Origin of the sequence: Kitasatospora cathayae (assembly GCF_027627435.1) — a bacterium.
Classification (GTDB): domain Bacteria; phylum Actinomycetota; class Actinomycetes; order Streptomycetales; family Streptomycetaceae; genus Kitasatospora; species Kitasatospora cathayae.
This window is the reverse complement of record NZ_CP115450.1, coordinates 2,532,738-2,556,757: the sequence shown is the minus strand read 5'-3', so window position 1 is coordinate 2,556,757 and position 24,020 is coordinate 2,532,738. Positions and strand designations below refer to the sequence as shown.

Below are 24,020 nucleotides of genomic sequence, written 5' to 3'. Positions count from 1 at the left end.
CGAGTGCAGAGTTGAGAGGAAGGCTGCTTGACTGCGGCAGGGCGGTATGCATGTCGCCCGCATGGGTGCCGGGTCGAAGCCGTCGGGCTTCGACCCGGCAGTGATCAGTGAGCATTTGGGGCATGGGGCTGACGGCGCGTGTCCGCACCCCCTGCCGATGCCGAGCGCTTGGCCGTGGACCACGCTGGCGCAGCTCGCCCTGGCACAGCAACGGGCGAGCCGGAGCTCCGCCGAGGCCGACGCGGACCTGTCCGCCATCGTCGCAAAGGCCTGCCCGGCCGCCAAGTCCTGCGGGATCCACCTGGCACAGGCGACGTCATCGCTGGCATCCGGCTCCGAGACCGTCGGAACAGGGCAGGCAGGTCACCAACAGGCCCAGGACGAGGCCGTGTTCAGGAGCGGTGTGGCCGACGCGGACGCCTCCTCCACCGAACGCCTGGCGCTGCTCCTGCTGCTGACTGTAACCGGAACTGCCGCAGCCGCTTTCGCGTTGAATCCGCGCATCGACGAGTACCGGTTCGGGAGCCGATGATGCGACACGAGCGCCGGACAGCTCTCCGGCTCCTGCTGGTCCTCACCCTGCTGGCGGCCTCCGCGTCCTGCCTCGGCGGCTCGTTTGACCGACGCGTCCTGACCATCCTGACGCCCTGGACCGGCGACGTCGAGAAGGACTCCTTCCAGGCGGTGCTCACGGCCTTCGAGGCCAAGACCGGCATCACCATCAACGCCTCCCCCACTCGGGCACTCGATCAGGTCCTGCGGACCGACGTGCAGAAGGGCGAGGCACCGGACCTGTCGGTCATGGCGAACCCCGGAACGCTGCGTTCCTACGCGCAGCAGGGCGACCTCGTCCCGCTGGACCGCTTCCAGGACAAGACGCTCGGCAGGAGACTCGTGGATCAGCTGAAGTCCGACTACGGCCCCCAGTGGTACCGCCTCGGTGAGGCCGGCACCAGCGATCCGTACGCCGTCGTGGTCAAAGCCTCCGTCAAGAGCCTCATCTGGTACGGCCCCCAGCGGCTCGGCACCCAGCCACCCGACAGCTGGGCCGGCTTGGTCGGCGCCAGCCAGTCGATAGTCAAGCGGGGCGAGACGCCCTGGTGCCTGGCCGTGGCTGACCCGCCCAACTCGGGCTGGCCGGGAACCGACTGGATCGAGGACATCCTGCTGCACCAGTCGGGTCCCGACGCGTACACGTCCTGGGTCGACGGCAAGCTCAACTGGAGCTCACCGCAGGTCAGCTCGGCCTGGGAGACCTGGGGCCAGACCGTCACCGCACCGGGCGCGGTCCATGGCGACCGGCTGACCGCGCTCCTGACCAACTACGGCGAGGGGGCCCATCCGCTGTTCACCGCACTGCCAGGCTGCTACCTCGAGCACGGCGCCCTCGTCACCGCGGACGCCGCGGCGCCGTCCAAGCCCGTCCCGGGAAAGGACTACGACTTCGCCCCGTTCCCCGATCTCCAGCCGATGCGGACGCCCGCTTGCGAGGTGTCGGGCGACCTCGTCTCGATGTTCCGCGACTCGCCGGAGGCCGAGCAGTTCATGGCCTTCCCGGCGAGCCCGCAGGCCCAGCAGATCTGGCCGGCCCGGCAGTTGGAGTCAGCCTTCTCGGCCAACCGCACCGTCACCACGCAGATGGCGTCCAGCTACGCCACCGACAGCGTCGCCCGCCGGATCGACGAGTTGCTGACCTCGCCCGCCACCCTGTGCTTCGACGCCTCGGACAGCATGCCCAGCACCATGGCGGCCGCGTTCAACCACGCGGTGCTCGACTATCTGAACGACCCGACCCAACTGCCGGCGATTCTCACCGGGCTGGACAAAGTCCAGGCCGACGCCTATCCGCAGCCGACGCAGAGCTCCGTCTGTGCGTCCGGATCCCCAGGCCAGGAGGCCCAGTGACAACACGTACCGAATTCACCCTCGCATCCGGCGGGACACTGGTGGTTGAGACCGAGGGCCCCGGCACAGGAGTCGCGCCCGCCGGCTGGGGAAGTCTCGAGAGAGCGGGCGCCACGGTGCGGGACTCGCTGCATACCGTGGTCAACACCGCATCCGACGTGATCGACGCGTTCCGCGCCCTACCGCGCCGACCCGATGAGATCGAGGTCAAGTTCGGCGTCAAGCTCGACGGGAACGTCGGCGTCATCCTGGCCGGCGGCTCCGCCGGCGTCCGCTTCGATGTGACGCTCCGCTGGTCTCCCGAGAACGCCGCCGGCAGAGACGGCGACGACGAGGAGTAACCGAGGCCGCCCGGTGCGAGCTGCTCGGCTTGGTCTCCTGCAGCTCGCACCGGGCGAAGCCCACCTCGTCCGAGAACCACGTGCCAAAGCCACCGCGCCCAGCGCGGGTCCCGGTTCTTCTACCCGCCCTCGAAGCGTTCCACGGCTTGCAGCCGGATCCGCTCCCACGCGGCCCTCTCGGCGTCGGTCAACCCGCCGCCCTGTGCGCACTCACGGTCACAGGGGTAGCGGAGCCGCCCGACGGCTGTCAGACGAACAGCTCCGAGATCATGCTTGCAGGTTCAGTAGCGGAGTTGACGCACCTGCCAGGTCGATCAACCAGCGCGGGTAGACACGTTCGGAAGGTCGTCGCGCCAGGGGTGTCGATGACGGCGAGAGTGCCCCCGTGGATGGCGGCGATGTCGCGGGCGATCGGGAGGCCGAGGCCGGCCCCGCCGTCGTCGCGGCTGCGGGCGTCGTCGAGGCGGGCGAACCGTTCGGAGATCCTCTCACGGTCGGCGGGCTCGATCGGGGGCAGCCTGCAGCCCACGTTCCGGGGGTCACCTCCTACGGCTCACCGCGCGTGACCTCCGAACTGCGGGAGGCCGGCGTTCGGGTCAACGAGAAGAAGATCGCCCGCGTGTCCCCTGTCCTTGTTCGGTGTGTGAACCGCGCCCTAGGGTTGACGGTCATGGAGCTCACCCCTCGCCTGCTGGAGCAGTTCGTGGTACTCGCCGAGGAGCAGCATTTCGGGCATGCCGCCCGGCGCTTGTCGATGAGTCAGCCACCACTCAGTCAGGCGATCCAGCGCCTGGAACGCGGCCTTGGAGTGCTGTTGCTCGAGCGCACCAGCAGGGGAGTGCGGCTGACGGTGGCCGGGGCGGCCTTCGCGGCCGACGCCAAGCGGGTGCTGGAGGCGCAGGAGGCCGCGGTGGCTCGGGTCCGTCGGATATCCAAGGGCGTCGAGGGCACGGTTCGGCTCGGCTACGTGAGCAGCCTGGGGTACTGGCACCTGCCCCGGTTGCTCGCGGTGGCCGCCCGGGAGTTGCCGGGCGTGCGGTTGGATGTCCGTCAGCGGTCGTCCGCCGAGCTGTGCGAGCAGGTCCGGCAAGGGGTGGCGGACCTGGCGCTGGTCCGGCTGCCGGTCTCCGACCTGGCGGGTCTGGAGGTGCGGGAGGCGGCCGAGGAGAGCACCGTGCTGGCCGTCCCGTGCGACCATCCACTCGCCGGGGCCGGTTCGGTTCCGCTTGCCCGGCTGCGGGACGAGGAGTTCGTGACCGCCGCGCAGCCGGCCATGCCCCGGATCGGTGCGCTGATCGAGGACGCCTGTCGCAAGGCCGGTTTCGAGTTGCGCACCCGTGCCCAGGCCGAGGACCTGACCAGTATGCTCGGCTACACCGCGGCCGGGGTGTGCGTCTGCTTCGTCCCGGAGCGGGTCGCGGCGCTCGGTCACCCGATGATCCGCTTCGTCGCGATCGAGGGCGGCGACCGGTTGGTGACCACGGTCGCGGCGCTGAGCCGTCCGAACGCCGATCCGGCCGTCGCCACCCTGCTGGAGCTGATGGAGCGCCACCGCCCCGAGATCGAGGGCCCCGCAACGGTGCACCCGCGGGGGACGCCAACGCGCCGGACTGTGGTCACCAGATGAGCTCCGATGCGCCCAGCGGCTCGGCGGTGCGGGACAGGCGCGGTGCCAGCGTGGAGTAGCGCACCTGGGTCGGCAGGTAGCACACTTCTCCGAACGGTCCCCGCACGGTGACCAGTTCGGCCTTGTCGTGCGCCGGGTCGGGGGCGGGCAGCTCGACCACGCCCGCGCGCTGGAGCAGCCCGAGGTCCTGCACCCACATGCAGACCTTCGCCAGGTCGACGTGCACCCGGTAGCTGCCGCCCTCCCGGGCCCGGCGGCGCAGCGCTTCCAGCGCGCCCGCGGCCCCGAGCACTGCGGCTAGGTAGTCGTTCAGCAGGTAGGTCGGGGGCAGCCGGGGAGCGTCGAACGAGCCCTCCTCGGCTGCCAAACCCGTGGCGGCGGAGGCCAGTTGGTCGAAGCCGCCGCGTGCCGCCCACGGCCCTTCGGTTCCCCAGCCGAGGAAGTCCAGCACGACCAGTCCGGGCCGCTGCTCGGCCAGTGCCGCCGGGCCGAAGCCCTTGGCGTCCAGACCCAGGTAGTTGCAGACGTAGAGGTCGGTGCCGGCCAGCACGGACCGGAAGGCGGCGGCCTGGGCCGGGTCGAGCAGGTCGCAGAAGGCGGCCCGCTTGCCGATGCCGGTCTCGACGATCATCCCGGTCGGGTCCGGATGGTCGGGCGAGGACATGTGCAGCACGTCGGCGCCCAGTTCGGCGGCGATCCGCGCGCCGATCGGGCCGGCGATCACATGGGTGTTGTCCAACACCCGCACCCCGGCCAGCGGCAGGTCCCGGTCCGCCGCGCCGGACAGCTTCGGTGGGAACGCCGAGAACGGCTCCGGCGCGCTCTCCCCGATCTTCTCGATCCGGATCAGTGGGCCGTCCTGCAGCAGCCGCCCCTGTGGATGCCGCTGCCATTCCTCCCGGGTGCGCACTGCGATCGCGGTGCCGCCCCGGGTGCAGATGGCCTCCTCCAGTTCCAGCGCGTCCCACTGGGCGATGGCGGCGGCGATCCGCTCGCGGTCCGGCGGGCAGTCCAGTACCCGGCAGGCGGTGTCACGCAGGTGCGGGTAGGAGAGGAGCACGTAGACGAACCGGCCGTCGGCTGCCCGGTAGAAGTCACTGTTGCCGAGCAGGTTGGGGTCCTCCTGCAAGCGATGGACCGGCACGCCCCGCATCCGGGTGAAGAACACCGCCATCAGCTGGCGCACCGCCGCCGTCACCGAGACGGTCACGTCCTGCGCCGCGCCGCCGCGCTCCCGGTGGAGCACGGCGGCCTCGGTGCCCAGGGCGACCAGGGCAGCCGCCGCGGCGTCGCCGATCCGGTGCACCGAAGGCGTCACCGGGTCAGCCCCCTGGATCCTCACGGTGCCGCCCGTGTCCGCCGCCATGATCCCCAACTCGCGGTACAGGCCCTCCAGGGCCCGGTACGCCGCACTGGTCCGCTGCGCCTGATCGATTGCCATGTCCGACTCTCCTTCCGGAGATGACGAGCCGCGTGTGCCGCGGCGGCCGACCCGGTCGGGCGGCCTCCACCAGAACAGCCGGTCCGGCGCCGCACCGTCCAATACGGATTCCCCGAATCACCGATATCCGCGCCCATATGACCCGAGCCGGCGCCGCGTGAATATCCTCCGCCCTATCGATCCGGCGCCCAACTCGTATTGGACGGTGCCGATTCCCCGCGGGTTTCCTGGATTGCGGAACGAGGCAACGCGGCGCCGGCCGCCCGCCCTTCACCCGACATTTCAGGAGGTACCAGCAGATGACCCAGGAGCCCAGCGGTCCGTCCGGGCGAGGACTCCTCGCCGGAGTCCGCGTCGTCGAACTGGCCAGCGTGATCATGGCCCCGTACGCCGCCCAGCAGCTCGGCGACCTGGGCGCGGACGTGATCAAGGTTGAGCCGCCGACCGGTGACATGACCCGCCACTACCCGCCGCTGCGCCACCCCGGTATGGGCGGCGCCGCGCTCAACCTGAACCGCAACAAGCGCAGCGTCGCCATCGACCTCAAGGCCCCGCACGGCCGCGACGCCCTGCTCGCCCTGCTGCGGACCGCCGACGTCTTCATCACCAACCTGCGCCCGCAGGCCCTGACCCGGCTGCGCCTGGACTACGCCGAGGTCGCGGCCGTCAATCCCGGCCTGATCTACGCCAACGCACAGGGCTTCCGCAGCGACAGCAGCCACGGCACCCACGCCGCCTACGACGACATCATCCAGGCGACCAGCGGTCTGGTCTGGCTCAACCACCAGGTCTCCGGCCAGCCGCATTACGTGCCGACCGTGCTGGCCGACAAGATCTGCGGCATGCAGATCGCCCAGTCGGTGCTGGCCGCGCTGCACTACCGGGAACACGGCGGCACCGGTCAGCACATCGAGGTCCCGATGGTCGACACCATGCTCGCCTTCAACCTGGTCGAGCACCTGGGCGCGGCCAGCCTGGAGCCCGACGGCGCGTTCGGCTCGACCCGCTCGCTCAGCCCCGAGCGCCGTGCCCAGCGCACTGCCGACGGCTGGATGTGCATCCTGCCGCAGAGCGACCGCAACTGGCGGGACTTCACCGCCTTCGTCGCCCGTCCCGAACTGGCCGACGACCCTCGCTTCGCGACCGGCCCCGACCGGGCCCACCACGCCGACGACCTCTACCGGCTGATGGCGGAACTGACGCCGAACCACACCAGCGCCCAATGGCAGGAATTCTGCGATCGGGTCGGCATCGCCGCCGCCCCGGTGCTCGACCTGGAGTCCGCCGCCACCACCGCCTACGCCCGAGAGGGGGGCCTGCTCTACGAGGCCGACCACCCCACCGAGGGCCGCTACCGGGTCATCGGTCGCCCGGTCCGCTACTCGGCCGACCCCGAACCGCCGCTGCGGCCCTGCCCGGCCATCGGCCAGCACACCGACGAGGTCCTCGGCCAGGCCGGCTTCGACCCCGCGCTGCTGCACTCCGCCAACTGACCCGATCCACTGGATTTCCCGAGACCGAATCCCCATCGACCATTCCGGAGCGAACCATGCCCACGGCGACAATTTCCCCGCTCGGATTTCCCGAGGCCGTCCTGCCCGAATCGGCCCGGCAGCTGCGCCTCGATGTACGCGACTTCCTCGACGAGGAGCGCGCCCGGGGTACCGTGCTCGGCCGCCCCGACTCCTGGCTGGCCGGCTGGGACCCCGCGTTCACCCGCCGCCTCGCCGAACGCGGCTGGGTCGGCATGGCGCTGCCCACCGAGTACGGCGGTGCCGGGCGCGGTTTCCTGGAGCGCTACGTGGTGATCGAGGAACTCCTGGCCGCCGGCGCCCCGGTCAGCGCGCACTGGGTATCGGACCGGCAGGCCGGCCCGTCCATCCTGCAGCACGGCACCGAGGAGCAGCGCCGCTTCTTCCTGCCCCGGATCGCCGCCGGTAAGTGCTTCTTCTCCATCGGGATGAGCGAGAAGAGCAGCGGCTCCGACCTCGCCTCCGTCCGCACCTGCGCCGAACGCACCGCAGACGGGTGGCGGCTGACCGGCACCAAGATGTGGACCGGCGGCGCCCACGCCAACGACTACGCCATCGTGCTGGCCCGCACCGAGGAAGCCGAGGACAAGCACGCCGGCCTGAGCCAGTTCATCGTGGACCTGCGCGCCCCGGGCGTGCGGATCGAGCCGATCCACCTGATGAGCGGAGAGCACCGCTTCAACGCCTTCCACCTGGAGGGCGTCCACGTCCCGGAGGCCATGCTCCTCGGACAGCAGGGCGACGGCTGGAAGCAGGTCACCGGCGAACTCGCCTTCGAACGCAGCGGGCCGGAGCGCTACCTGTCCACCTTCCCCCTGCTGGTCTCCCTGCTGCGCGAGCTCGACCAGCGCGCCATGACCGCCGAACAGCTCACCCAGGTCGGCATCCTGACCGCCCGCCTGCACAGCATCCGCCAGCTCTCCCTCGGCGTTGCCGCTGCACTGGACGCCGGCGCCTCGCTCGATACCCAGGCCGCCCTGGTCAAGGACCTCGGCACCCGCCTGGAGGGCGCGCTGGTCGATTCCGTCCGCAGCATCCTGCCCACCCCGGCCGACCCGCACGCCACCCCCGGCAGCCACGCCGAACTGCTCGCCTTCGCCCTGCTGCACAGCCCCGGCTACACCCTGCGCGGCGGCACCAACGAAATCCTTCGCGGCATCATCACTCGTGGACTGGAGCAGCACTGATGAACACCCACACCATCGACACCAGCACCCCCGCCATCCCCGCCGACGACTACGACACCACCGCCTTCTTCGCCGACCCGGGCGCCATCGCCACCGTCACCAACACCACCGACTCCCAGACCGTGCCCCTCCCCACCCCGGACGCCAGCACCGCCGAACTCCTCGCCGCCGTCCATGAAGCCGGCCGCCGCACCGTCCCCGCCCCGTTCGCCGAGACCGCCCTGGTCGCCCGCCCACTGCTGCGCCGTGCCGGCCTGTCGGTGCCCGAGGGCCCGCTCACCTACGCCATCGCCCCCCAGCTGACGGTCCGCCACGCGCACCCGGCCGCCTCGGCCGTCGGCTCGGCCGGCAGCGCGGGCGAGGACGACACCCTGCTGGTCGCCGGGACCCTGCGCCGCGTCCCCTGGGCCCGCACCGCGACCGCCGTGGTGGTGCTCGCCAACGCCCCCTTCGGCCCGGTCCTGTTCACCCTCACCCCGGACCAGGCAGTCCTCGCCCCAGGCGCCAACTTGGCCGAGGAAGCGCGCGACGACCTGCACCTCGCCAGCGTCGAGATCCCCGCCGCGCAGGTCCGCCGGATTCCCCGCGAGCTCCTCGAGGAGGCCGAGTTGCGGGCGGCCCTGGCCCGGGCGGCCCTGATCGCCGGAGCCGGCCAGCGCTGTGTCGAGCTGACGGTCGCGCACACCACCGCGCGCACCCAGTTCGGCCGCCCGCTCAGCCGCTTCCAGGCCGTCAAGCAGGAGGAAGCGAAGCTGATCGAGGAAGCCGCGCTGGTCCGCGCCGCCGTCCAGGCCGCCGCCGCCCCGCTGGACGCTGGCACTGCGGCCGCCCGGTTCGCCATCGCCGGCGCGAAGACCCAGGCATCCGCCTCGGCTGCCGAGATCGCCCGGATCGCCCACCAGTTGCACGGTGCCATCGGCATCACCAAGCTCCACCCGCTCCACCTCGCCACCACCCGCCTGTGGTCCTGGCGCGACGAGGACGGCGACGAGACCACCTGGGCCGCTGGTCTGGCCCGCACCCTCACCGCCGACACCCTCTGGGCCGCGCTCACCAGCACCCCCTGACCCGATGTCAGCGGCCGTCTATCGCCGCGCCGGCGAGATGGACCGCGCCACCTGGCCCGGTCCGTCAAAGCCACCGCCCTCACCGCCGAGCCCTGCTCCCTCGTCCCATCGCCTCCGCCGCCGACCGGCCCGACCTGGTCGGTGACGGAGCAGCGCGGTATCCGTACGGTTCGACGTCCCGATCCCCAGTAGCCCTCGGAAGATAGGGTTCCGTCCATGGAGTTCCAGGTCCTCGGCCCCGTGTCGGTCAGCGGGAGCGATGGGCCGTTGCCGCTCGGGCCCGCCAAGCGGCGCAGCCTGCTCGCGATGCTGTTGCTGCGGGCCAATGTCGCGGTCTCCGTCGACACACTCACCGAGGCGCTATGGGACGACGAACCCCCCCTGCACGCCCGTACCGTGATCCAAGGCCATGTCTCGCGCCTGCGGGCACTGTTGGCGGCCGTCGACGCATCGGCGTACGGCGTCGAGCTGAGCACGCGCGGCGCCGCGTACCACCTGGAACTGCCGGAGACGCTGCTCGACGCCCACCGCTTCGAGGGTCTGGTGGCGCTCGCCCGCCGCGCCACCGACCCCGGTGACAGGGCCGCGCTGCTCACCGAGGCGCTCGCCCTGTGGCAGGGCCCCGCGCTGGCCGGCGCCTACCCGTCGCCGCTGCTGCGCTCCGCCGCGCACACCTTGGACGAGGCGCGGCTCGCCGCGGTCGAGCTGCTCGCCGACACGTACGTCCTGGGTGGTGAACACGAGCGCGCTGTCCAGCTGTTGCGGCCGGAGACCGGGGCCCATCCGCTGCGCGAGCCGCTGGCCGCCCGGCTGGTCGAGGCGCTGCACCGCGCGGGGCGTTCCTCGGAGGCCCTGGACGCCTACCACCGCGCCCGCCAGGTTCTCGCCGACGAGCTCGGCGTCCGTCCGGGCGCCGAGCTGACCGCCGCCTTCACCCTCGCCCTCGGCCCCGACAGTGTCCCCGCGGTCCGGGCCGATACACCCCAACCCGCCCCGGACCCGGTGCAGGTCCGGCCCAACCTGCTGCCTCGTACCCCGCGCGGATTCCACGGCCGCACCGCCGAGAGCGCCGCGCTGACCGCGGCCGCGGCCGGACCTGACGGGCCGGTCGTCGTGGTCACCGGGCCCGCCGGGGTCGGCAAGACCGCACTGACCGTGCACTGGGCGGCCGGCCGGCACTCCGACTTCCCCGACGGGACGCTCTACGCCGATCTGCGCGGGTTCAGCGACACCTCGGACCCCGAACCGGCCGAGCTGCTGCGGGAGTTCCTCGTCGCTCTCGACGTTCCACCGCGCCGGATGCCCGAGTCGGCGGACGCCGCCGGTGCCCTGTTCCGCTCGCTCACCGCCGAACTGCGTCTGCTCGTCGTCCTCGACAACGCCCGTACCTCCGCCCAGGTGCGCCCGCTGCTGCCCACGGGACCCGGCTGCGTCACCGTCGTCACCAGCCGTGCCCGCCTCGCCGGTCTCGTCGCCTCCGACGCCGCCCGCGTCCTCGCCCTCGACGTCCTCGCCACCGACGACAGCGTGGCCCTGCTCACCCGTCTCCTCGGCGAGCGCCGCACCGCCGCCGAGCCCCAAGCGGCCCGCCGTACAGCCGAGTTGTGCGGTGGGCTGCCGCTCGCGCTGCGGGTCGCCGCCGCTCGGCTCGTGGAACTCCCCGCCCTCGGCCTCGCCTCCCTCGCCGACCGGCTCGCCGACGAGCGCCAGCGGCTCGCGCTGCTCGCCGTCGAGGACATCGGCGTCGCCTCCGCGCTGCGGCTCACCACCGCCCACCTCCCCGCCGACGCAGCGCAGCTGTTCACCGCGCTCGGCCATCACCCGGGCACACACGTCGACCGGTTCAGCGCCGCCGCGCTCGCCGGCACGACCCCGCCGGATGCGGCCCGCGCCCTCGACTGCCTGGTCGCCGCCCACCTGCTCACCGAGACCGCCCCCGGCTGCTACGTCCTGCACGATCTGGTCCGGCTCTACGCGCGTGGCCAGAGCCATGACCCGGCCGCCCGCACCGCGGCCCGGCTGCGCCTGTACGACCACTGCGTGGCGACCGCGCTGTCCGCGTCCGAGGCCGCGGAACCGGGCGGGGAGCCCGCCTTCATGCAGCCTCATGACTTTCAACAGCCGCCCGCAGTACGGGACTTCACCAGCCGCGAGGAGGCGCTCGGCTGGTTCGCCGCCGAACGCGACGACCTCGCCCTGATCGCCGCTGCGGCCCGCGCCGAGGACCGGCCCGAGCGGGCCTGGCGGATCGCCGTGACCCAGTGGCCGCTCGTGGTCTGGCGGGTCCTCGCCGACTGGGCGCCCACCCTGGAGGCCGCCCTCGCCGACGCCCGCGCCTGCGCCGACCCCTATGCAGAGGCCCGCGTCCTGACCCTGCTCGGCTGGGTGCTCGCCGAGGAGGGCCGCACCGCCGAGGCCGTCCGGCACCTGCGCGTCGCGCCCGAACTCGCGGCCCGCGCAGGCGACGTACTCGGCGAGGCCACCGCCCTGGTCAACCTCGCCGCGGCCCTCCCCGACGACGAACCCGGCGCCGCCGAAACGGCCTGCACCCGAGCCCTCGCCCTCGCCACCGAGGCCGACGACGCGCACACCCGGATGCTCGCGCTCCAGCACCTGGCCCGCATCCACCTCGGCGCGGGCCGCCACCGGCAGGCGTACGAGGCGGCCGAGGTGGCGCTCGGCCTCGGCCCCGAGCACGAGGCGGTCGCCCGGCGCGTGCTCCTGCGTACCTGGCAGGGCGAGGCGCTGGCCGGGCTCGGCGACACCGTGGCCGGGCGGCGCTGCCTCGCGCAGGCCGCGCTTGAGGCCGAGCAGACCGGCTACGACGCGGGCGCCGTCACCGCGCTCGATGCCCTGCTGCGCATCGCCGACCAGGACGAACTGCCCGAACTGCGGCGTCGGCACGCGGCGGCACACGCCAGGATCCGGGAGCGTTAGCCGGGCGTTAGCGCCGCCGCCGCGCTCGTTAGTGATCTGCCAGCGCGCCGCAACACCCTAGTTCGTGTAAGGGGAAACGACCTCGTGCAGGATCGCGACCCACGAACGAGAACCGGGGGAACCAGCCATGCGCACCACCACCCGTCCCGCCCTGCTCGCCGTCGGCGCCGTCGCGACGCTCGCCCTGTCCCTGACCGCCTGCAACGACGGCAGCGGCACGCAGGACAGCGCCGTCGGCACCAGCGCATCATCAGCCGCCCCGTCGGGTGCAACCTCGGCCCCGGCCTCGGCGCCGGCCGCGCACTCGGCCTCGGCGCCGGCCGCGGGCTCGGCCTCGGCGCCGTCCGGGGGCAGGACGAGCACGAGCGGTGGTGGCAGCTCGTCCTCCGGCACTGGCGGGGGCGGCGTCACCGCGGCCTGCACGACCAAGAACACCTCGGTGACGTTCCTCCAGTCCTCGGGCCACGCCAGTGACGCGCAGCCCGCCGCCGCGACCCTCAAGATCACCAACAGCTCGGGTGCCCCCTGCACCATCGTCGGCCCGACGACCGTGGTCGCCGACGACGACCAGGGCAAGGCGAGCCCGGTCTCGGGGGACAACTCCAAGGACGGCTCGGACGCGGTCGACGTCCCGGCGGGCGCCGCGGTGGTGGCGGACGTGCTGTACAACGACGTGAACAGCAAGGGCACCACGTCGGCCCGTTACACCTGCCCGGTGCAGGCGTCCCACGTCAAGGTCGCGCTGCCCAAGGACGTGGGCACCACGGTGAACGTGATGAAGGCGAACGGCTCGCCGGGCGGCGTCTTCAGCGTCTGCGGCACCGACTTCAAGGTCGGAGCGTTCGCGGCACGGTAGTGTCCAGCAGGTGCGCTCTTCGGAGCGGGGCCTGGGCGGGACGGAGCGCTTGGCGGGGTTGTAGCGCAGCCGCCACGAGCGGACAGCAGCGTTCAAGGCATTGCGCAGGGTCGAGACGGCCCGGTATACGGTGACTCGGCCCCGACCGGCCTTCTGCTGGGCGGTGATCTACGCGTCGATGTGCTTGGGACGCAGGTCCAGCAGTAGGTAGCGGCCGAAGGCGGGGATCAGGTCCCGCTCGACGCACGCCTCGTAGCCGGCGTAGGTGTTCGGTGCAAGTTCCAACTTCTTCGCGGCGAGCCATTCGCGCAGGTAGTCGGCAACGGTGGTGCGGCGGTCCTCGTAGACACCGCGCAGCTCGCCGTCCAGAACTCGAGTCATCTCGCGAGCGGCTTCGGCACGGCTGGCGAAGCCACCCCGTCAGCGGGTGCGACGCCGGCCGTCCTCCGGAGCGAGGTCGACGGCATAGGTCCACTTGCCGTGCTTGACGTCCGCAATCAGCTGCGGACGCCACGGGCCGATCTGCTTCCGGTTCTCGTCCTGGCAACCGCACCGATAGACCCGGCCCCTGCTCGTACGCTGCGCCACGGGTGTCTCCTTCTTGGACTTGGTGATTCCGGGTCCAAGATTCGCCGGGTGGTCGGGCGTGTTGGCAGAGCGTGCGGGGCAGTGCGCGAGGCACGGCGAGGCCAGTCGGGCAGGACACGCTCCAGACGACACACCGCCCGGAAGATCACGATCCGTAGCCGATGGGTAAGCGACCGTGATCCGCCCGCACGAGCCAATCCGGCACGCTGGCCTGCGCCGTGGCCACCGGGACTGACGGGCGCTCGCGAAGACCGCCTCTGAATGATCATCAGGTTCCCGTCGCTGGCAGTAACTGGGGAGAGGTGGCGCTGGTGGTCAAGGGAAACCAGCCCGAACTACATCGCAGGCTCCGGACGTTGCCGTGGAAGGAGGTCACCGCGCGCCACTACGACCGCGAGACCGGCCACGGCCGCAAGGAGACCCGCGTGACCAGAGCCCTCACCGTCACCGACCTCGGCCTGGACTTCCCCCACGCCGTCCAGGCCGCACGCATCCTGCGCTACCGCGCCGACCTCAAGACCGGCACCGTCAGCCGCCAGACCATCTACGCGATCACAGACCTGACCTCACACCAGGCCTCGCCCCAGCGACTCGGCCAACTCGCCAGATCGCAGTGGACCATCGAAAACCGGCTGCACTTCGTCCGCGACACCACCTTCGCCGAGGACGCCTCGAAGATCCACACCGGCCACGGCCCCGAGAACATGGCAACCCTCCGCAACTGGCGATCAACACGCTGCGGCAGCGCGGACTCCGCAACATTGCCGCCGGCCTCCGGCACGCCTCCTACGAGCCCTTCACCCGCCCGCTCGACCTCCTCGGCATCGCCTGACCAGGCACACTCACAAGATCACCGGACTTTGCAACGGCCCTGCGCGGAGGTACCGCTCGATGGCCAGTCTGTGTTCGGTGCCGGTGAACTTGCATTCAATGATGTTGCGGAAGAACGCGCACTCGGTCTATGTCCTCGACGTAGACGTTGCGTGCCCGATCACCGTGGCCGCGGGGGTATCGGCAGCCCGGCCGAGGCAGATCGTGGTGCCAATGGTGGCGGCTGCGACGGACGATCGGGGCTGGTCGGATGCGCTCCCTCAAGGTCAGGGGGAGAGAAGGTCGTGCATGCGGGTCCGTTCGGCCCGGGAAGCCGCGGCGGGGCGTCCGGCCGTCATACCACCGTCGACTGCGAGATCCTGCCCGGTCACCAGGCGGCTGGCGTCTCCGGCGAGCCACAGTACTGCCGCGGCGATGTCGTCGGTGAGGACGGTGCCGGGGAGCGGTTGGCTGGAGTCCAGCAGTGGCTTGAACGCTTCGGCCACTGACGTGGCCGTGGCGTCAGCAGCCGATGCGTCGGCTCCGGAACCCTTGGCGAAGATGCCCGTCGGCACGAAACCGGGGGACACGCTGTTCACGCGGACCTCGTGCTCACCCAGGTCCACTGCCGCGCACCGGGTGAGGTGGAGTGCCGCGGCTTTGGCGGTCGAATAGTCCAGGCCGGACCAGCCGGCGATCTTTCCTGCCAGGCTCGCCACGTTGATGATGCTTCCCGAGCGCTGGGCCACCATCTGCCGTCCGGCGTGCTTGATGCCGTGCATGACGCCCGCGACATGGACCGCCAGTGTCCGTGTGAAAACGGCCGAGTCGAAGTCGGTCACCGACGCCATGTTCCCTGGCCCGCCCGCGTTGTTGACCATGACGTCGAGCCGCCCGTAGCGCTCGACTGCGTGGCCGACCAGTGCCTCGACATCCGCCTCGACCGACACGTCGCAGCGCACGAAGGTCGCTGACTCGCCCAGTGCCGCGGCCCGCTGGTGTCCTTCCTGCTCGCGGCGGCCGGCGAGGACGACGTGGGCGCCCTCGGCGGCGAACACCTCCGCAATACGGGCTCCGATGCCGCTTGTCGCCCCGGTGACGACGGCGACCTTGCGGTGCAGACTCTTCATAGCGCAACTCCGGTGTCGGGTCCGAGGCACATGCGATAAGGACCGGGTACGGCAAAGGTTGATCATTATCATTGGCCATCAGGGACCCCTGAACAAGTCACGCCGTCCAGCGAACGGGATCGCGCTCGGCTGGGCCAGTGTGGACTGGCGTTCGACGGCAGCGTGATCGCCTGCGACATGATCCAGCGGTGAGATCTCGGTCGCGAGAGAGGGCGGCGTGCGGGCGTTCATCACCTGCGGCTCGCCACTGGGCTGGCTGGTCGTTCGGGATGGGATTGCCGCAGCCGCATCCCCACACAGCGTGCCCGCCGGGACCGTGTGGGACGGATTGCATACTCCCGCCGCGACGTCGTCGCACGCGGTACAGGCCTCGGCCGCATCGCCGCCGGAGTCACGGACGTACGCATCAGCACGGGCAACTACCTCTGCCCCAAGGTATCCGTGAATACTTGACCAAGAGGCCCGTCGCCGACGCCGTCACCGCCGGACCCTGACGGCCCAGCCCACCTCCCACTACCGGCGCCGCGCTCTCACAGGGCCTATGCGGCCAAGCGAACGGTAGAGCCAGCTTCGCGGCTCACGTTGCCCCGGCGAGCGTCCGCTTGATCGAGAGCGGAGGCAAGAGCCTTGACGGCTTCGTCGGCCGAGTCCTTGAGGAGGTGTCCATAGAGGTCAACGGTGATGGCGAGGTTGGCGTGGCGCAGAGTCTTGGAGACGACGGCCAGAGGGATACCGGCAGCGATCATGATGCTGGCCGCGGTGTGGCGCAAGTCGTGCAGACCGATCTTCGGCAGGTCGAGTTCGGCGCTGCGCTTGCGGACCTGGTCGAGGACCCACTGGGGGCGCAGCGGCTCGCCGTCGGGACGGGTGAAGACGAGGCCTTCCAGGCGCCCGTCTGGGTGTGCCGCCATCTGGAGGTCCGCTTGGCGGTGGAGGGCAGCCATGACCCTGGCGGAGAGGCTGACCCAGGCGCGACTGGCTTCGGTCTTGGGTTCACCGAGGTGGATCTTCCCGTTGTTCACGGCGGTCAGGGTCCAGCGGATGTAGAGCTGGCGGTCCATGAGGTGGACGTCGGACCAGTGGAGGGCGAGGATCTCGCCGCGGCGCATGCCGGTGCCGAGCATGACCTCGAACAGGTCGGTGAGCCGGTCGGCGTAGTGCTCGGCGTTGTGGCGTAGAAACGCCGCGGCTTGGTCGGGGGTCCAGCAGACGCGTACGGCGGCGCGGGGCTTGGCGGGTACGGAGTGCTTGGCCGGGTTGTAGCGCAGCCGCCAGGTCCGTACCGCGTGGTTCAGGGCGTTGCGAAGCATGGCCACCGCGTGGTGGACGGTGGTGGGCCCGCGGCCGGCGGCGAGCTGCGTGCTGACCCAGGCGTCGATGTGCTTGGGACGCAGGTCGATGAGCAGCATGCCGCCGAACGCGGGGACCAGGTCGCGCTCGATGCACGCCCGATAGCCCGCCCAGGTGTTGGGAGCCAGCGCCGCCCGCTTCGCCTCCAGCCACTCATACAGGAACAACCCGACGCGCAGCGTCCGGTCCTCGTACACGCCCCGGTACTCGGCATCCAGCACCCGCGCCATCTCCCGGGCCGCCTCCGCCCGACTGGCGAACCCGCCCCGCCGCCGCGGGAAGGTATACGTCGCCTGGCAGGACTGCCGTTTCCGCTCCGGCTGCCCGGCCAACGACATCGTGTACGCCACCTCGACCGACGGCACCACCTGGTCCGCCGTCACCCGGGTTCCGATCGACGCCACCACCAGCACCGTCGACCACTTCATCCCGGGCTTCGGCGTCGACCACGCCACCTCCGGCGCGACGGCCAAGATCGGGCTGTACTACTACTTCTACCCGAACGCCAACTGCACGGCCAGCAGCTGCCAGTTGGAGGTCGGCTACGTCTCCTCCGCCAACGGCGGCACCAGCTGGAGCGCCCCGCAGGCGGTTGCCGGGCCGATGGCGCTCTCCCAGATCGCCTCGACGACCCAGGGCAGCATGGTCGGCGACTACCTCTCCACCTCGGTGGTGAACGGCAAAGCGGTCGCGATCTTCGCCGTCGGCAAGGCGCCCACAGGCGGGCAGGCCTTCGACGAGGCGATGTATGCCGTCCAGGGCGGTCTGCCGGTGACCGGCGGCGCAGTGCGGGCGGTGACCGGCCCGGTGCTGTCCGCCGCGGGTGACCACGCCTTGAGCCTCCGGCCGCCCGTGCGGAACTGACCGACGGCGGCCGGCCCACCATGGGGGTGGGCTGGCCGCCGTGTCAGTGCGCGGGGCGGGTGGGAGCGCCGGGGGCGCCGTGGTCCAGGTCGGTCGGGTTCTCGACGTCGACGGACTGCGTCGGTGCGGGCGACGGGATGGTGGCGGCTGCGGGCGGGGGCGTGGCTGCGTGGGTCGCGGGCGGGGGCGTGTCGACCGGGCTGGTTCGTGGCGGAGCGGGGGTGGCTGCGCCAGGGGCCGCCGGGACGGTCGGTGAAACGGTCGCTGTGCTGGTGCCCGGGGCCGCCGGAGTGGTCGTCGGGCCCGCCGTCGAAGGTGGTGCCGTGACGGCGGTGGTGGCCGGGGGCGGGCTGGAGGGCTGGTTGCTGTCGCCCTTGTCCGCATCGCAGGCTGAGGCGGTGCCGAGCGCGATGAGGACGAGGACGGCGATCCCCACGGCTCTGGGTCGGTGCATGAGGTGAGGTCTCCCGGTTCTGGCGGACGATGCGGTCATGGGACGACAGCGGCGCCCGTCCGGTTCCGCAGGTGTGCGCGCGGCCCACCAGCCGACGATGGCTGGTGGGCCGCACGTGGGACATACCGTCAGCCGGTGATCTTCCACAGGCCGCGGCCGTGGGTGGCGGCCATCAGGTAGCTGCCGTCGGGGGAGACGGTCAGGTCGGAGACGGAGGCGTTCGGCAGGCCGGTGCCGAGGCGGCGCCAGCAGCCGGAGCCGTCGGCCACGAACACGCCGACGTCGCCGCCGACGACGACCTGGCCCTTCCAGAGCTTCACCACGCTGAACGGTGCGTCCGGCAGGTTGCCGCTGATGTCCGTCCAGTGTGCGCCGCCGTCGCGGGACTCGAAGACGTGGCCCACGCCGGCGCCGTCGATCCAGTGGCGGCTGTACGAACCGTAGACCGCGTAGACGTGGCCGGCGTCGGCCGGGTCGACGGTCAGGCCGGTGACGAAGCGGTTCGGCAGCTCGGGGGCGCTGATCCGGTGCCAGGTGCCGCCGTAGTTGGTGTCGATGCCGGAGGTGAACGGCGTGGCCGCGCCGGGGTTGCAGCCGTTGCCGGTGCCGCACCAGCCGACGTAGGTGGTCGAACCGGAGACGGCGACGGCGGTGGAGGCGTTGCCCGCGCCGAGGTCGCGGACGGGCTTCCAGTCGCAGACCTGCTGCCAGCAGGTGGTGTCCCAGCCCTTGCCCTGGTTGTCCCAGACGTAGCGGCCACCGGCGACCCAGTGGTCGGCGTTGCCGGGGTCGGCGGAGAACGGCGCGTTGAAGCGGCCGTCGGTCTCGCACGGGCTGGTCTTGTTCTGCTTGCAGTTGGGCGTCACGTAGTACCAGCTGTGGCCGCCGTCATCGGACTTGGCCATCGCGAGGTTGGTGTACTCGGCGACCACCCGGTTGCCGTTCTTCGGGTCGACGACGACGTCGAAGCCGTCGCCGCCCTTGGGCTCGGCCATGTGGTCGCTGCCCGGGGTGAGGACGGAGTAGCCGTTGTCCTGCAGGCCGCCCCAGGCGATGTCGCCCTTGCCGTCGGGGGAGGCGCCGAGGCCGCCGTAGAAGTACTGCAGGGTGCGCAGGGTGGCGTTGCGGTCAGTCCACTGGACGACCTTGCGCAGGGCGGCCGGGCGGGACCAGACGCCGCCGTCGTTGCCGAAGTACGCGGTGCCGTCGGGGGCGACGACGGCCGCGTGCTGGTCGGGGTGGGTGGTGTTCGGGCAGGTGTTCTTGGCCGGGTCGTCGTCGTAGCAGGGCAGGTCGTAGTTCCAGTACGGCCCGATGGTGTCCCAGCTCTTGCCGCCGTCGGAGGTCTCGTAGATGTCCTCCAGGCCGAGGTAGACGTGGTTCGGGTCGGCCGGGTCGACGGTGACGTACTGGTCGTACCAGGCCTGCGCGCCCGGGGTGCCGGCGCGGCCGCCGGAGGCCTTGAGCTTGGCGGCGTCGGCGAGCTTGGTCCAGGAGCCGTTGATGTCACCGGAGTCGGCAGAGAAGACGCCGCCCAGGCTGACGTTGGTCGGGTCCTCCACGACGGCGTAGAGCTTGCTGCCGTCCGGGGTCCAGTCGAAGGTGGTGCGGCCGAAACGGCTCGCGTCGAGGTCGCCGCCGGGGGTGGCCTTGGTCCAGGTCGCGCCCGCGTCGTTGGAGACGTAGAAGCCGTTGTACTGCAGGTCGTCGGCCTTGGTGCCGCCGCGCCAGCCGAGGGCGGCGACGACCGTCTGGCCGTGGCTGCCGGGCCGCACGCGCACGTCGGTGACGAAGGAGGTGCGGTACGGCGAGCCGGTCGGGTTGGGGTCCGGCTTGAGCACCGTCTGCCAGGGGCTGCGGATCTGCTTCGACGGGTGCTTCAGCAGGCCCTGATTGGTGGCGACGTAGACCTGGTTGTTCTCGGCGAAGGAGATCCGGAACACCATGCTGTTGGCGACCCGGTTGCCGACCAGCTGGAAGGTCTGTCCGTGGTCCGTGGAACGGTAGATGCCGCCGCCCGCGATGCCGTCGGCGTTACTGTTCGCCTCGCCGGTGCCGACCCACAGCGAGTGGTCGGCCGGGTTGACCGCGACCGCGCCGATGGAGAGCGTGTCCTGCTGGTCGAAGACCGGGCTCCAGTGGGCGCCCTGGTCGGTCGAACGCCAGACACCGCCCCCGGCGGCACCGGCGTACAGGTACTGCCCGTCCACGGCCAGCGAGGTGATCCGGCCGGAGGCGACCCCGTGGCCGGCCATGTGCGGGCCTAGCTCGTACGAGTGGTCCGCGGTGTTGTACGGCGCGCTGGAGAACTCGCTCCAGCGGCCGGCGCTGGTGGGCATGCCGTTGGCGCTCTGGCGGCCGGCGGCGAGGGCCTCCGAACTGACCGTCGTACCGGGGGCGGTGCGGACGGCGCTGTACGCGGCGTCGGCGGCCAGGATGTCGGCGCTCTCACTGCCCCCTTCGCCGCCGTCCTCGTCGCCGAACGCCTCGGGGCCGAACGGCGGCAGGGCGGAGCCGTCGGTGATGACGGCGCCGGGGGTGGGGTCGGCCGGGGCGGCGTGGCCGGGTATCGCGTTGAACAGCAGCAGAGCGGGCAGGGCCGCGCTCAGGGCTACGCGGGTTGCGCGGCGCCTGGCTGAACTCATCGGGGCTCCTCACGGATGACGCGGAAGTGCGGCCCTAACCTGCCGTCTTTGATCATGTCAAGGAAGAGCTGTGCAGGAGTATTTGCAGATGCGTTAGATATCGGATGCGAACGATGCGCGAGTTTGAACCCCAGCCGGTTGAGGACCGGTTGCGACCTCGGGGTATTCCGTTGCTTTTAACCGATTTCACAGAATTGAGTTTTAATCATTCGTTACGCGAACCCCCTTCACGCAGTGCCATTGCACCAGCCAGGCTTCGCACTGATCCGCCGGGAGTGCGACCGCGCGCCCCGGCCGCCCAGGGGAGGACGCACCGTGCCGAACAGGCAACGACGACGGCTGCTGCTGAGCGCCGTCACGCTCACCGCGCTCGGCCTGACCGCCACTCAGGCCATGGCCGCACCCGTCGCACAGCCCGGAACCCAGCCGAACCCGGTGCAGCGCCTGACCGAGGCCGGCCAGAGGCACGCCCAGAAGGTCACGGGCAAGCCGGCGGGCGGCCACACCTTCTCCGCCAAGGCCGAGACCGGTGGCGACGGCGGCAGCGACGAGGCGGAGAACTCAGCCGAGGGCACCGCGCAGTACACCGAGGCCCGCACCGCCCCCGGCGTCGTCGCGCCGGGCGCGTACGGCGCGGCCTGGGCCCAGCTCCAGTCGCTGCCGCACACCGGCGGTTCCTGGGACCACGTGACGAACAAGCCGTACAACGGCGACGACCCGCGCTACCGCGACGTCAACTCCAACTCCAGCGGCGGCGCCGGCTTCGTCACGGGCCGGATCACCGGCATCGCGGCCGACTCCGACGGCTACGTCTACGCGGGCGGCGCCAACGGCGGCGTGTTCCGCTCCCGCACCGGCGGCGGCCACTGGGAGCCGATCGCCGACAAGTTGCCCACGCTGTCCACCGGCACCCTGAACCTGGACGGCGGCGGGCGGCTCTGGTACGCCACCGGTGAGTCCAACACCGGCGCGACCTCGTACGTCGGCACCGGTGTGTACGTGCTGTCCGACCCGAAGCACGGCAAGTTCCAGCCCGGGAACCGGGTCGGCGGCGCCGAGCTGGAGTCCACCACGATCCACCAGCTGCGCTTCGCCGGGGACAAGGTGTGGGCGGCAACCAACCGGGGCGTGTGGAGCCACTCCACCACCGATCTGTCCGGCCCGTGGACCATGGAGTTCGCGCCCAACCCCGATTACCTGCCCGGCGGTGCGAAGGCGAGCGACCCGAGCGCGCCGTACAAGAACATCGCCAACGACATCGCCATCGACTCCAAGGACCCGTCCAAGGTGATCCTGGCGGTCGGCTGGCGTGGCGGCGACACCTACAACGGCTTCTACAGCAAGGCGGCCGACGGCAGTTGGCAGCGGGTGGCCTCGCTGGGTGACCTGCCGACGGACGCTGCCAACGTCGGCAACGTGACCTTCGCGCGCTCGGCGGACGGCTCGCGCTACTACGCGATCGACCAGTCGCCGGACGTCATGGCGCACAACCCGGACACCGGCCTCAAGGGGATCTACGTCTCCAAGTCCGGTTCCCCGGCCGGCCCGTGGGCCCTGATCGCGGACAAGGACAAGCTCAAGGGCTCCGGCTCGGCGCTCCAGGACGCGGGCTACCAGCCCGGCATCCAGTCCTGGTACAACCAGTTCCTCCAGGTCGACCCGGCCAACCCGGACCACGTCTGGGCGGGCCTGGAAGAGGTCTTCGAGACCACCGACGGCGGCGCCAAGTGGGCCACTGTCGCCCCGTACTGGAACAACCCGTTCCCGTGCTGGAGCATCGACCCCGCCAAGCAGACCGGCGACTGCTCGCCGACGACGCACTCGGACCAGCACGCCGTCGCCATCGGCAGCTACCAGGGCAAGACGAGCGTCTACGTCGGCAACGACGGCGGCATCTACACCCGCCCGGTCAACGGGCAGTTGGACGCGGGCGGTCACGCCAAGGACTGGAAGTCCCTCAACGACGGGACGATCGACACCCTGCAGTACTACTCGGTGGGCATCGGCAAGGACCTGGCGGACCGCTCCGGCCGGGGCGTGATCGTCAGCGGCGGGCTCCAGGACAACGGCGAATCGATCCTGCGCGCCCACGACAAGGTGATGGGCTCCAATTTCGGCGGCGACGGCGGAGACACCCTGGTCGACCCGGCCAACGGCTGCAACATCGGCGAGGAGTACGTCTACCTGGACATGTGGGTCACCCAGAACTGCGCGGTGAACGACGGAAGTTGGACGAGGGACCCGAGCAAGGCCACCTCCTACGAGGTCGCACCGCCCGACAAGGCCACCAGCGCCGCCCGCTTCATCGCCCCGATCACCACCGACCCCAAGGACACCAACACCTGGATCGCGGGCGGCCAGCACGTCTGGGTGCAGCACAAGGGCTACGCGATCCGCAGCGGCAGCGAGTGGACCTCCGCCTACGACCTGGGCGCCGGCCACGTCGCCACGGCCGTGGCCACCGTCAACGGCACGGTGTACGCGGGCTGGTGCGGCCCCTGCAACAACCAGGGCTTCACCCGCGGTATCGCGGTCGGGAACACCGACGGCACCGGCTGGCACCAGCTCAACCTGCCCGTCGACGGCACCCTGCCCAACCGGTACGTCTCCTCCTTCGCGGTCGACGAGAACGACGCCCAGCACGTCTTCGTCGCGTTCAGCGGCTTCTCCCGCAGCTGGACCGAGGGCCCGGGCGCCGGGATCGGCCACCTCTTCGAGACCCGTGACGGCGGTGCGAGCTGGACGGACGTCTCGGCCAACCTGCCAGACGTCCCCGCCACCTCGATCAAGCTGTTGCCGAACGGCGGCCTCGCCCTCGGTACCGACCTCGCCGCGTTCTACCGCGCGCCCGGTGCCACCGACTTCAGGGTGCTCGGCCGCAACCTGCCCACCACCTCGGTGCAGCAGCTCAAGATCGGCCCCGACGGCAAGCTCTACGCCGCCACCTTCGGCCGCGGCATCTGGTCCTTCGACCTGCGCCGCCTCGGCCACGGTCGGTACGACGAGACGGACGACTGATCCTTCTCGCTGACCCGAGTGACACCGCCGGTGTGCGGACTGGTCGAATGACCGGTCCGCACACCGGCGGTCCGTTATGGCGGCGACGTCACCGGCGGCGACGATGCCCTCCAGCGCACGGCCGTCGGGGCCGATGACGTGACAGGTCGGGTCGCAGGAGACGCCGTCCGCCAGCTGAACGCCGGCCGCGACGGCTTCGCGGATGGTGGTCAGGTCGTCGCGACCTGTCCCGACCGCAGAGCTTCCCCGCTCACTGCCCGCCGCCCTC

General features: G+C 71.3%; 18 protein-coding genes and 2 pseudogenes. 12 read left to right on the top strand and 8 right to left on the bottom strand.

All coding sequences use genetic code 11. From position 1 onward, the window contains the following. Positions 1–46 precede the first annotated feature (46 nt). The 3 genes from O1G21_RS11270 to O1G21_RS11260 are packed head-to-tail and all read left to right on the top strand — an operon-like array spanning position 47 to position 2,246. Complete coding sequence (locus O1G21_RS11270) at positions 47–532, top strand: hypothetical protein (protein WP_270142965.1); 486 nt, start codon at positions 47–49, stop codon at positions 530–532. Continuing rightward, entirely contained in the window at positions 529–1,905 is a 1,377-nt protein-coding gene (locus O1G21_RS11265) for an ABC transporter substrate-binding protein (protein WP_270142963.1), read from the top strand. Before O1G21_RS11270 ends, O1G21_RS11265 begins: the two co-directional genes overlap by 4 nt. Then, entirely contained in the window at positions 1,902–2,246 is a 345-nt protein-coding gene (locus O1G21_RS11260; protein ID WP_270142962.1) for a CU044_2847 family protein, read from the top strand. Before O1G21_RS11265 ends, O1G21_RS11260 begins: the two co-directional genes overlap by 4 nt. A gap of 247 nt (positions 2,247–2,493) precedes the next feature. Here O1G21_RS11260 and O1G21_RS11255 read toward each other — a convergent pair. Next, positions 2,494–2,754 (bottom strand): annotated as a pseudogene (locus tag O1G21_RS11255) (ATP-binding protein); the annotation flags it as partial. 162 nt (positions 2,755–2,916) lie between these two features. Here O1G21_RS11255 and O1G21_RS11250 point away from each other — a divergent pair. Then, positions 2,917–3,873 (top strand): LysR family transcriptional regulator, encoded by a 957-nt coding sequence (locus tag O1G21_RS11250; RefSeq protein WP_270142960.1) that lies wholly within the window; start codon positions 2,917–2,919, stop codon positions 3,871–3,873. Here the strand turns inward: O1G21_RS11250 and O1G21_RS11245 are convergent. Continuing rightward, positions 3,863–5,314, bottom strand: a complete 1,452-nt coding sequence (locus O1G21_RS11245; RefSeq protein ID WP_270142958.1) for a CoA transferase — start codon at positions 5,312–5,314, stop codon at positions 3,863–3,865. The genes O1G21_RS11250 and O1G21_RS11245 overlap by 11 nt on opposite strands. Before the next feature lie 299 nt (positions 5,315–5,613). Between O1G21_RS11245 and O1G21_RS11240 the strand changes: the two genes are divergently transcribed. From O1G21_RS11240 to O1G21_RS11220, 5 genes are all read left to right on the top strand, one after another. After that, positions 5,614–6,807: a CaiB/BaiF CoA transferase family protein gene (locus O1G21_RS11240; protein WP_270142956.1), complete on the top strand. Its 1,194-nt coding sequence runs from the start codon at positions 5,614–5,616 to the stop codon at positions 6,805–6,807. 56 nt (positions 6,808–6,863) lie between these two features. Then, the gene (locus O1G21_RS11235) at positions 6,864–8,033 is read left to right on the top strand and encodes an acyl-CoA dehydrogenase family protein (protein WP_270142955.1); all 1,170 of its coding nucleotides are present in this window, start codon (positions 6,864–6,866) and stop codon (positions 8,031–8,033) included. Beyond that, complete coding sequence (locus tag O1G21_RS11230) at positions 8,033–9,100, top strand: acyl-CoA dehydrogenase family protein (protein ID WP_270142953.1); 1,068 nt, start codon at positions 8,033–8,035, stop codon at positions 9,098–9,100. The genes O1G21_RS11235 and O1G21_RS11230 overlap by 1 nt, the downstream gene beginning before the upstream one ends. Before the next feature lie 216 nt (positions 9,101–9,316). Beyond that, positions 9,317–12,037 (top strand): AfsR/SARP family transcriptional regulator, encoded by a 2,721-nt coding sequence (locus tag O1G21_RS11225; protein ID WP_270142951.1) that lies wholly within the window; start codon positions 9,317–9,319, stop codon positions 12,035–12,037. 127 nt (positions 12,038–12,164) lie between these two features. Then, positions 12,165–12,893 carry a DUF4232 domain-containing protein gene (locus O1G21_RS11220; protein WP_270142949.1) on the top strand — a complete coding sequence of 243 codons (729 nt, stop codon included), beginning with the start codon at positions 12,165–12,167 and terminating at the stop codon, positions 12,891–12,893. Between the two features lie 168 nt (positions 12,894–13,061). Here O1G21_RS11220 and O1G21_RS11215 read toward each other — a convergent pair whose 3' ends face one another. Then, complete coding sequence (locus tag O1G21_RS11215; protein ID WP_270142947.1) at positions 13,062–13,274, bottom strand: tyrosine-type recombinase/integrase; 213 nt, start codon at positions 13,272–13,274, stop codon at positions 13,062–13,064. 39 nt (positions 13,275–13,313) lie between these two features. Continuing rightward, complete coding sequence (locus tag O1G21_RS11210; protein ID WP_270142945.1) at positions 13,314–13,481, bottom strand: hypothetical protein; 168 nt, start codon at positions 13,479–13,481, stop codon at positions 13,314–13,316. A gap of 218 nt (positions 13,482–13,699) precedes the next feature. On the opposite strand from O1G21_RS11210, the pseudogene O1G21_RS11205 reads away from it, so the two are divergent. After that, positions 13,700–14,194 (top strand): annotated as a pseudogene (locus O1G21_RS11205) (ISAs1 family transposase); the annotation flags it as partial. 384 nt (positions 14,195–14,578) lie between these two features. Here O1G21_RS11205 and O1G21_RS11200 read toward each other — a convergent pair. Together O1G21_RS11200 and O1G21_RS11195 are read right to left on the bottom strand one after the other, a co-directional pair. Next, a complete protein-coding gene (locus O1G21_RS11200; protein ID WP_270142943.1) occupies positions 14,579–15,421 on the bottom strand; it encodes an SDR family NAD(P)-dependent oxidoreductase in 843 nt (280 codons plus the stop codon). A 539-nt stretch (positions 15,422–15,960) separates the two neighbouring features. Next, entirely contained in the window at positions 15,961–17,001 is a 1,041-nt protein-coding gene (locus O1G21_RS11195) for a tyrosine-type recombinase/integrase (RefSeq protein ID WP_270142942.1), read from the bottom strand. Between the two features lie 109 nt (positions 17,002–17,110). Here O1G21_RS11195 and O1G21_RS11190 point away from each other — a divergent pair, with 109 nt between their 5' ends. Continuing rightward, on the top strand, positions 17,111–17,635 hold the full coding sequence (locus O1G21_RS11190; protein ID WP_270142940.1) for a hypothetical protein: 525 nt from the start codon (positions 17,111–17,113) through the stop codon (positions 17,633–17,635). Between the two features lie 43 nt (positions 17,636–17,678). On the opposite strand, the gene O1G21_RS11185 is transcribed toward O1G21_RS11190, so the two are convergent. Continuing rightward, positions 17,679–18,089, bottom strand: coding sequence for a hypothetical protein (locus O1G21_RS11185; RefSeq protein ID WP_270142938.1), 411 nt, complete (start codon positions 18,087–18,089; stop codon positions 17,679–17,681). A 128-nt stretch (positions 18,090–18,217) separates the two neighbouring features. Beyond that, on the bottom strand, positions 18,218–20,734 hold the full coding sequence (locus tag O1G21_RS11180; protein ID WP_270142937.1) for a WD40/YVTN/BNR-like repeat-containing protein: 2,517 nt from the start codon (positions 20,732–20,734) through the stop codon (positions 18,218–18,220). Positions 20,735–21,049: 315 nt separating this feature from the next. Here O1G21_RS11180 and O1G21_RS11175 point away from each other — a divergent pair, with 315 nt between their 5' ends. After that, positions 21,050–23,752: a glycosyl hydrolase gene (locus O1G21_RS11175; protein WP_270142936.1), complete on the top strand. Its 2,703-nt coding sequence runs from the start codon at positions 21,050–21,052 to the stop codon at positions 23,750–23,752. The last annotated feature ends 268 nt before the right edge of the window (positions 23,753–24,020 follow it).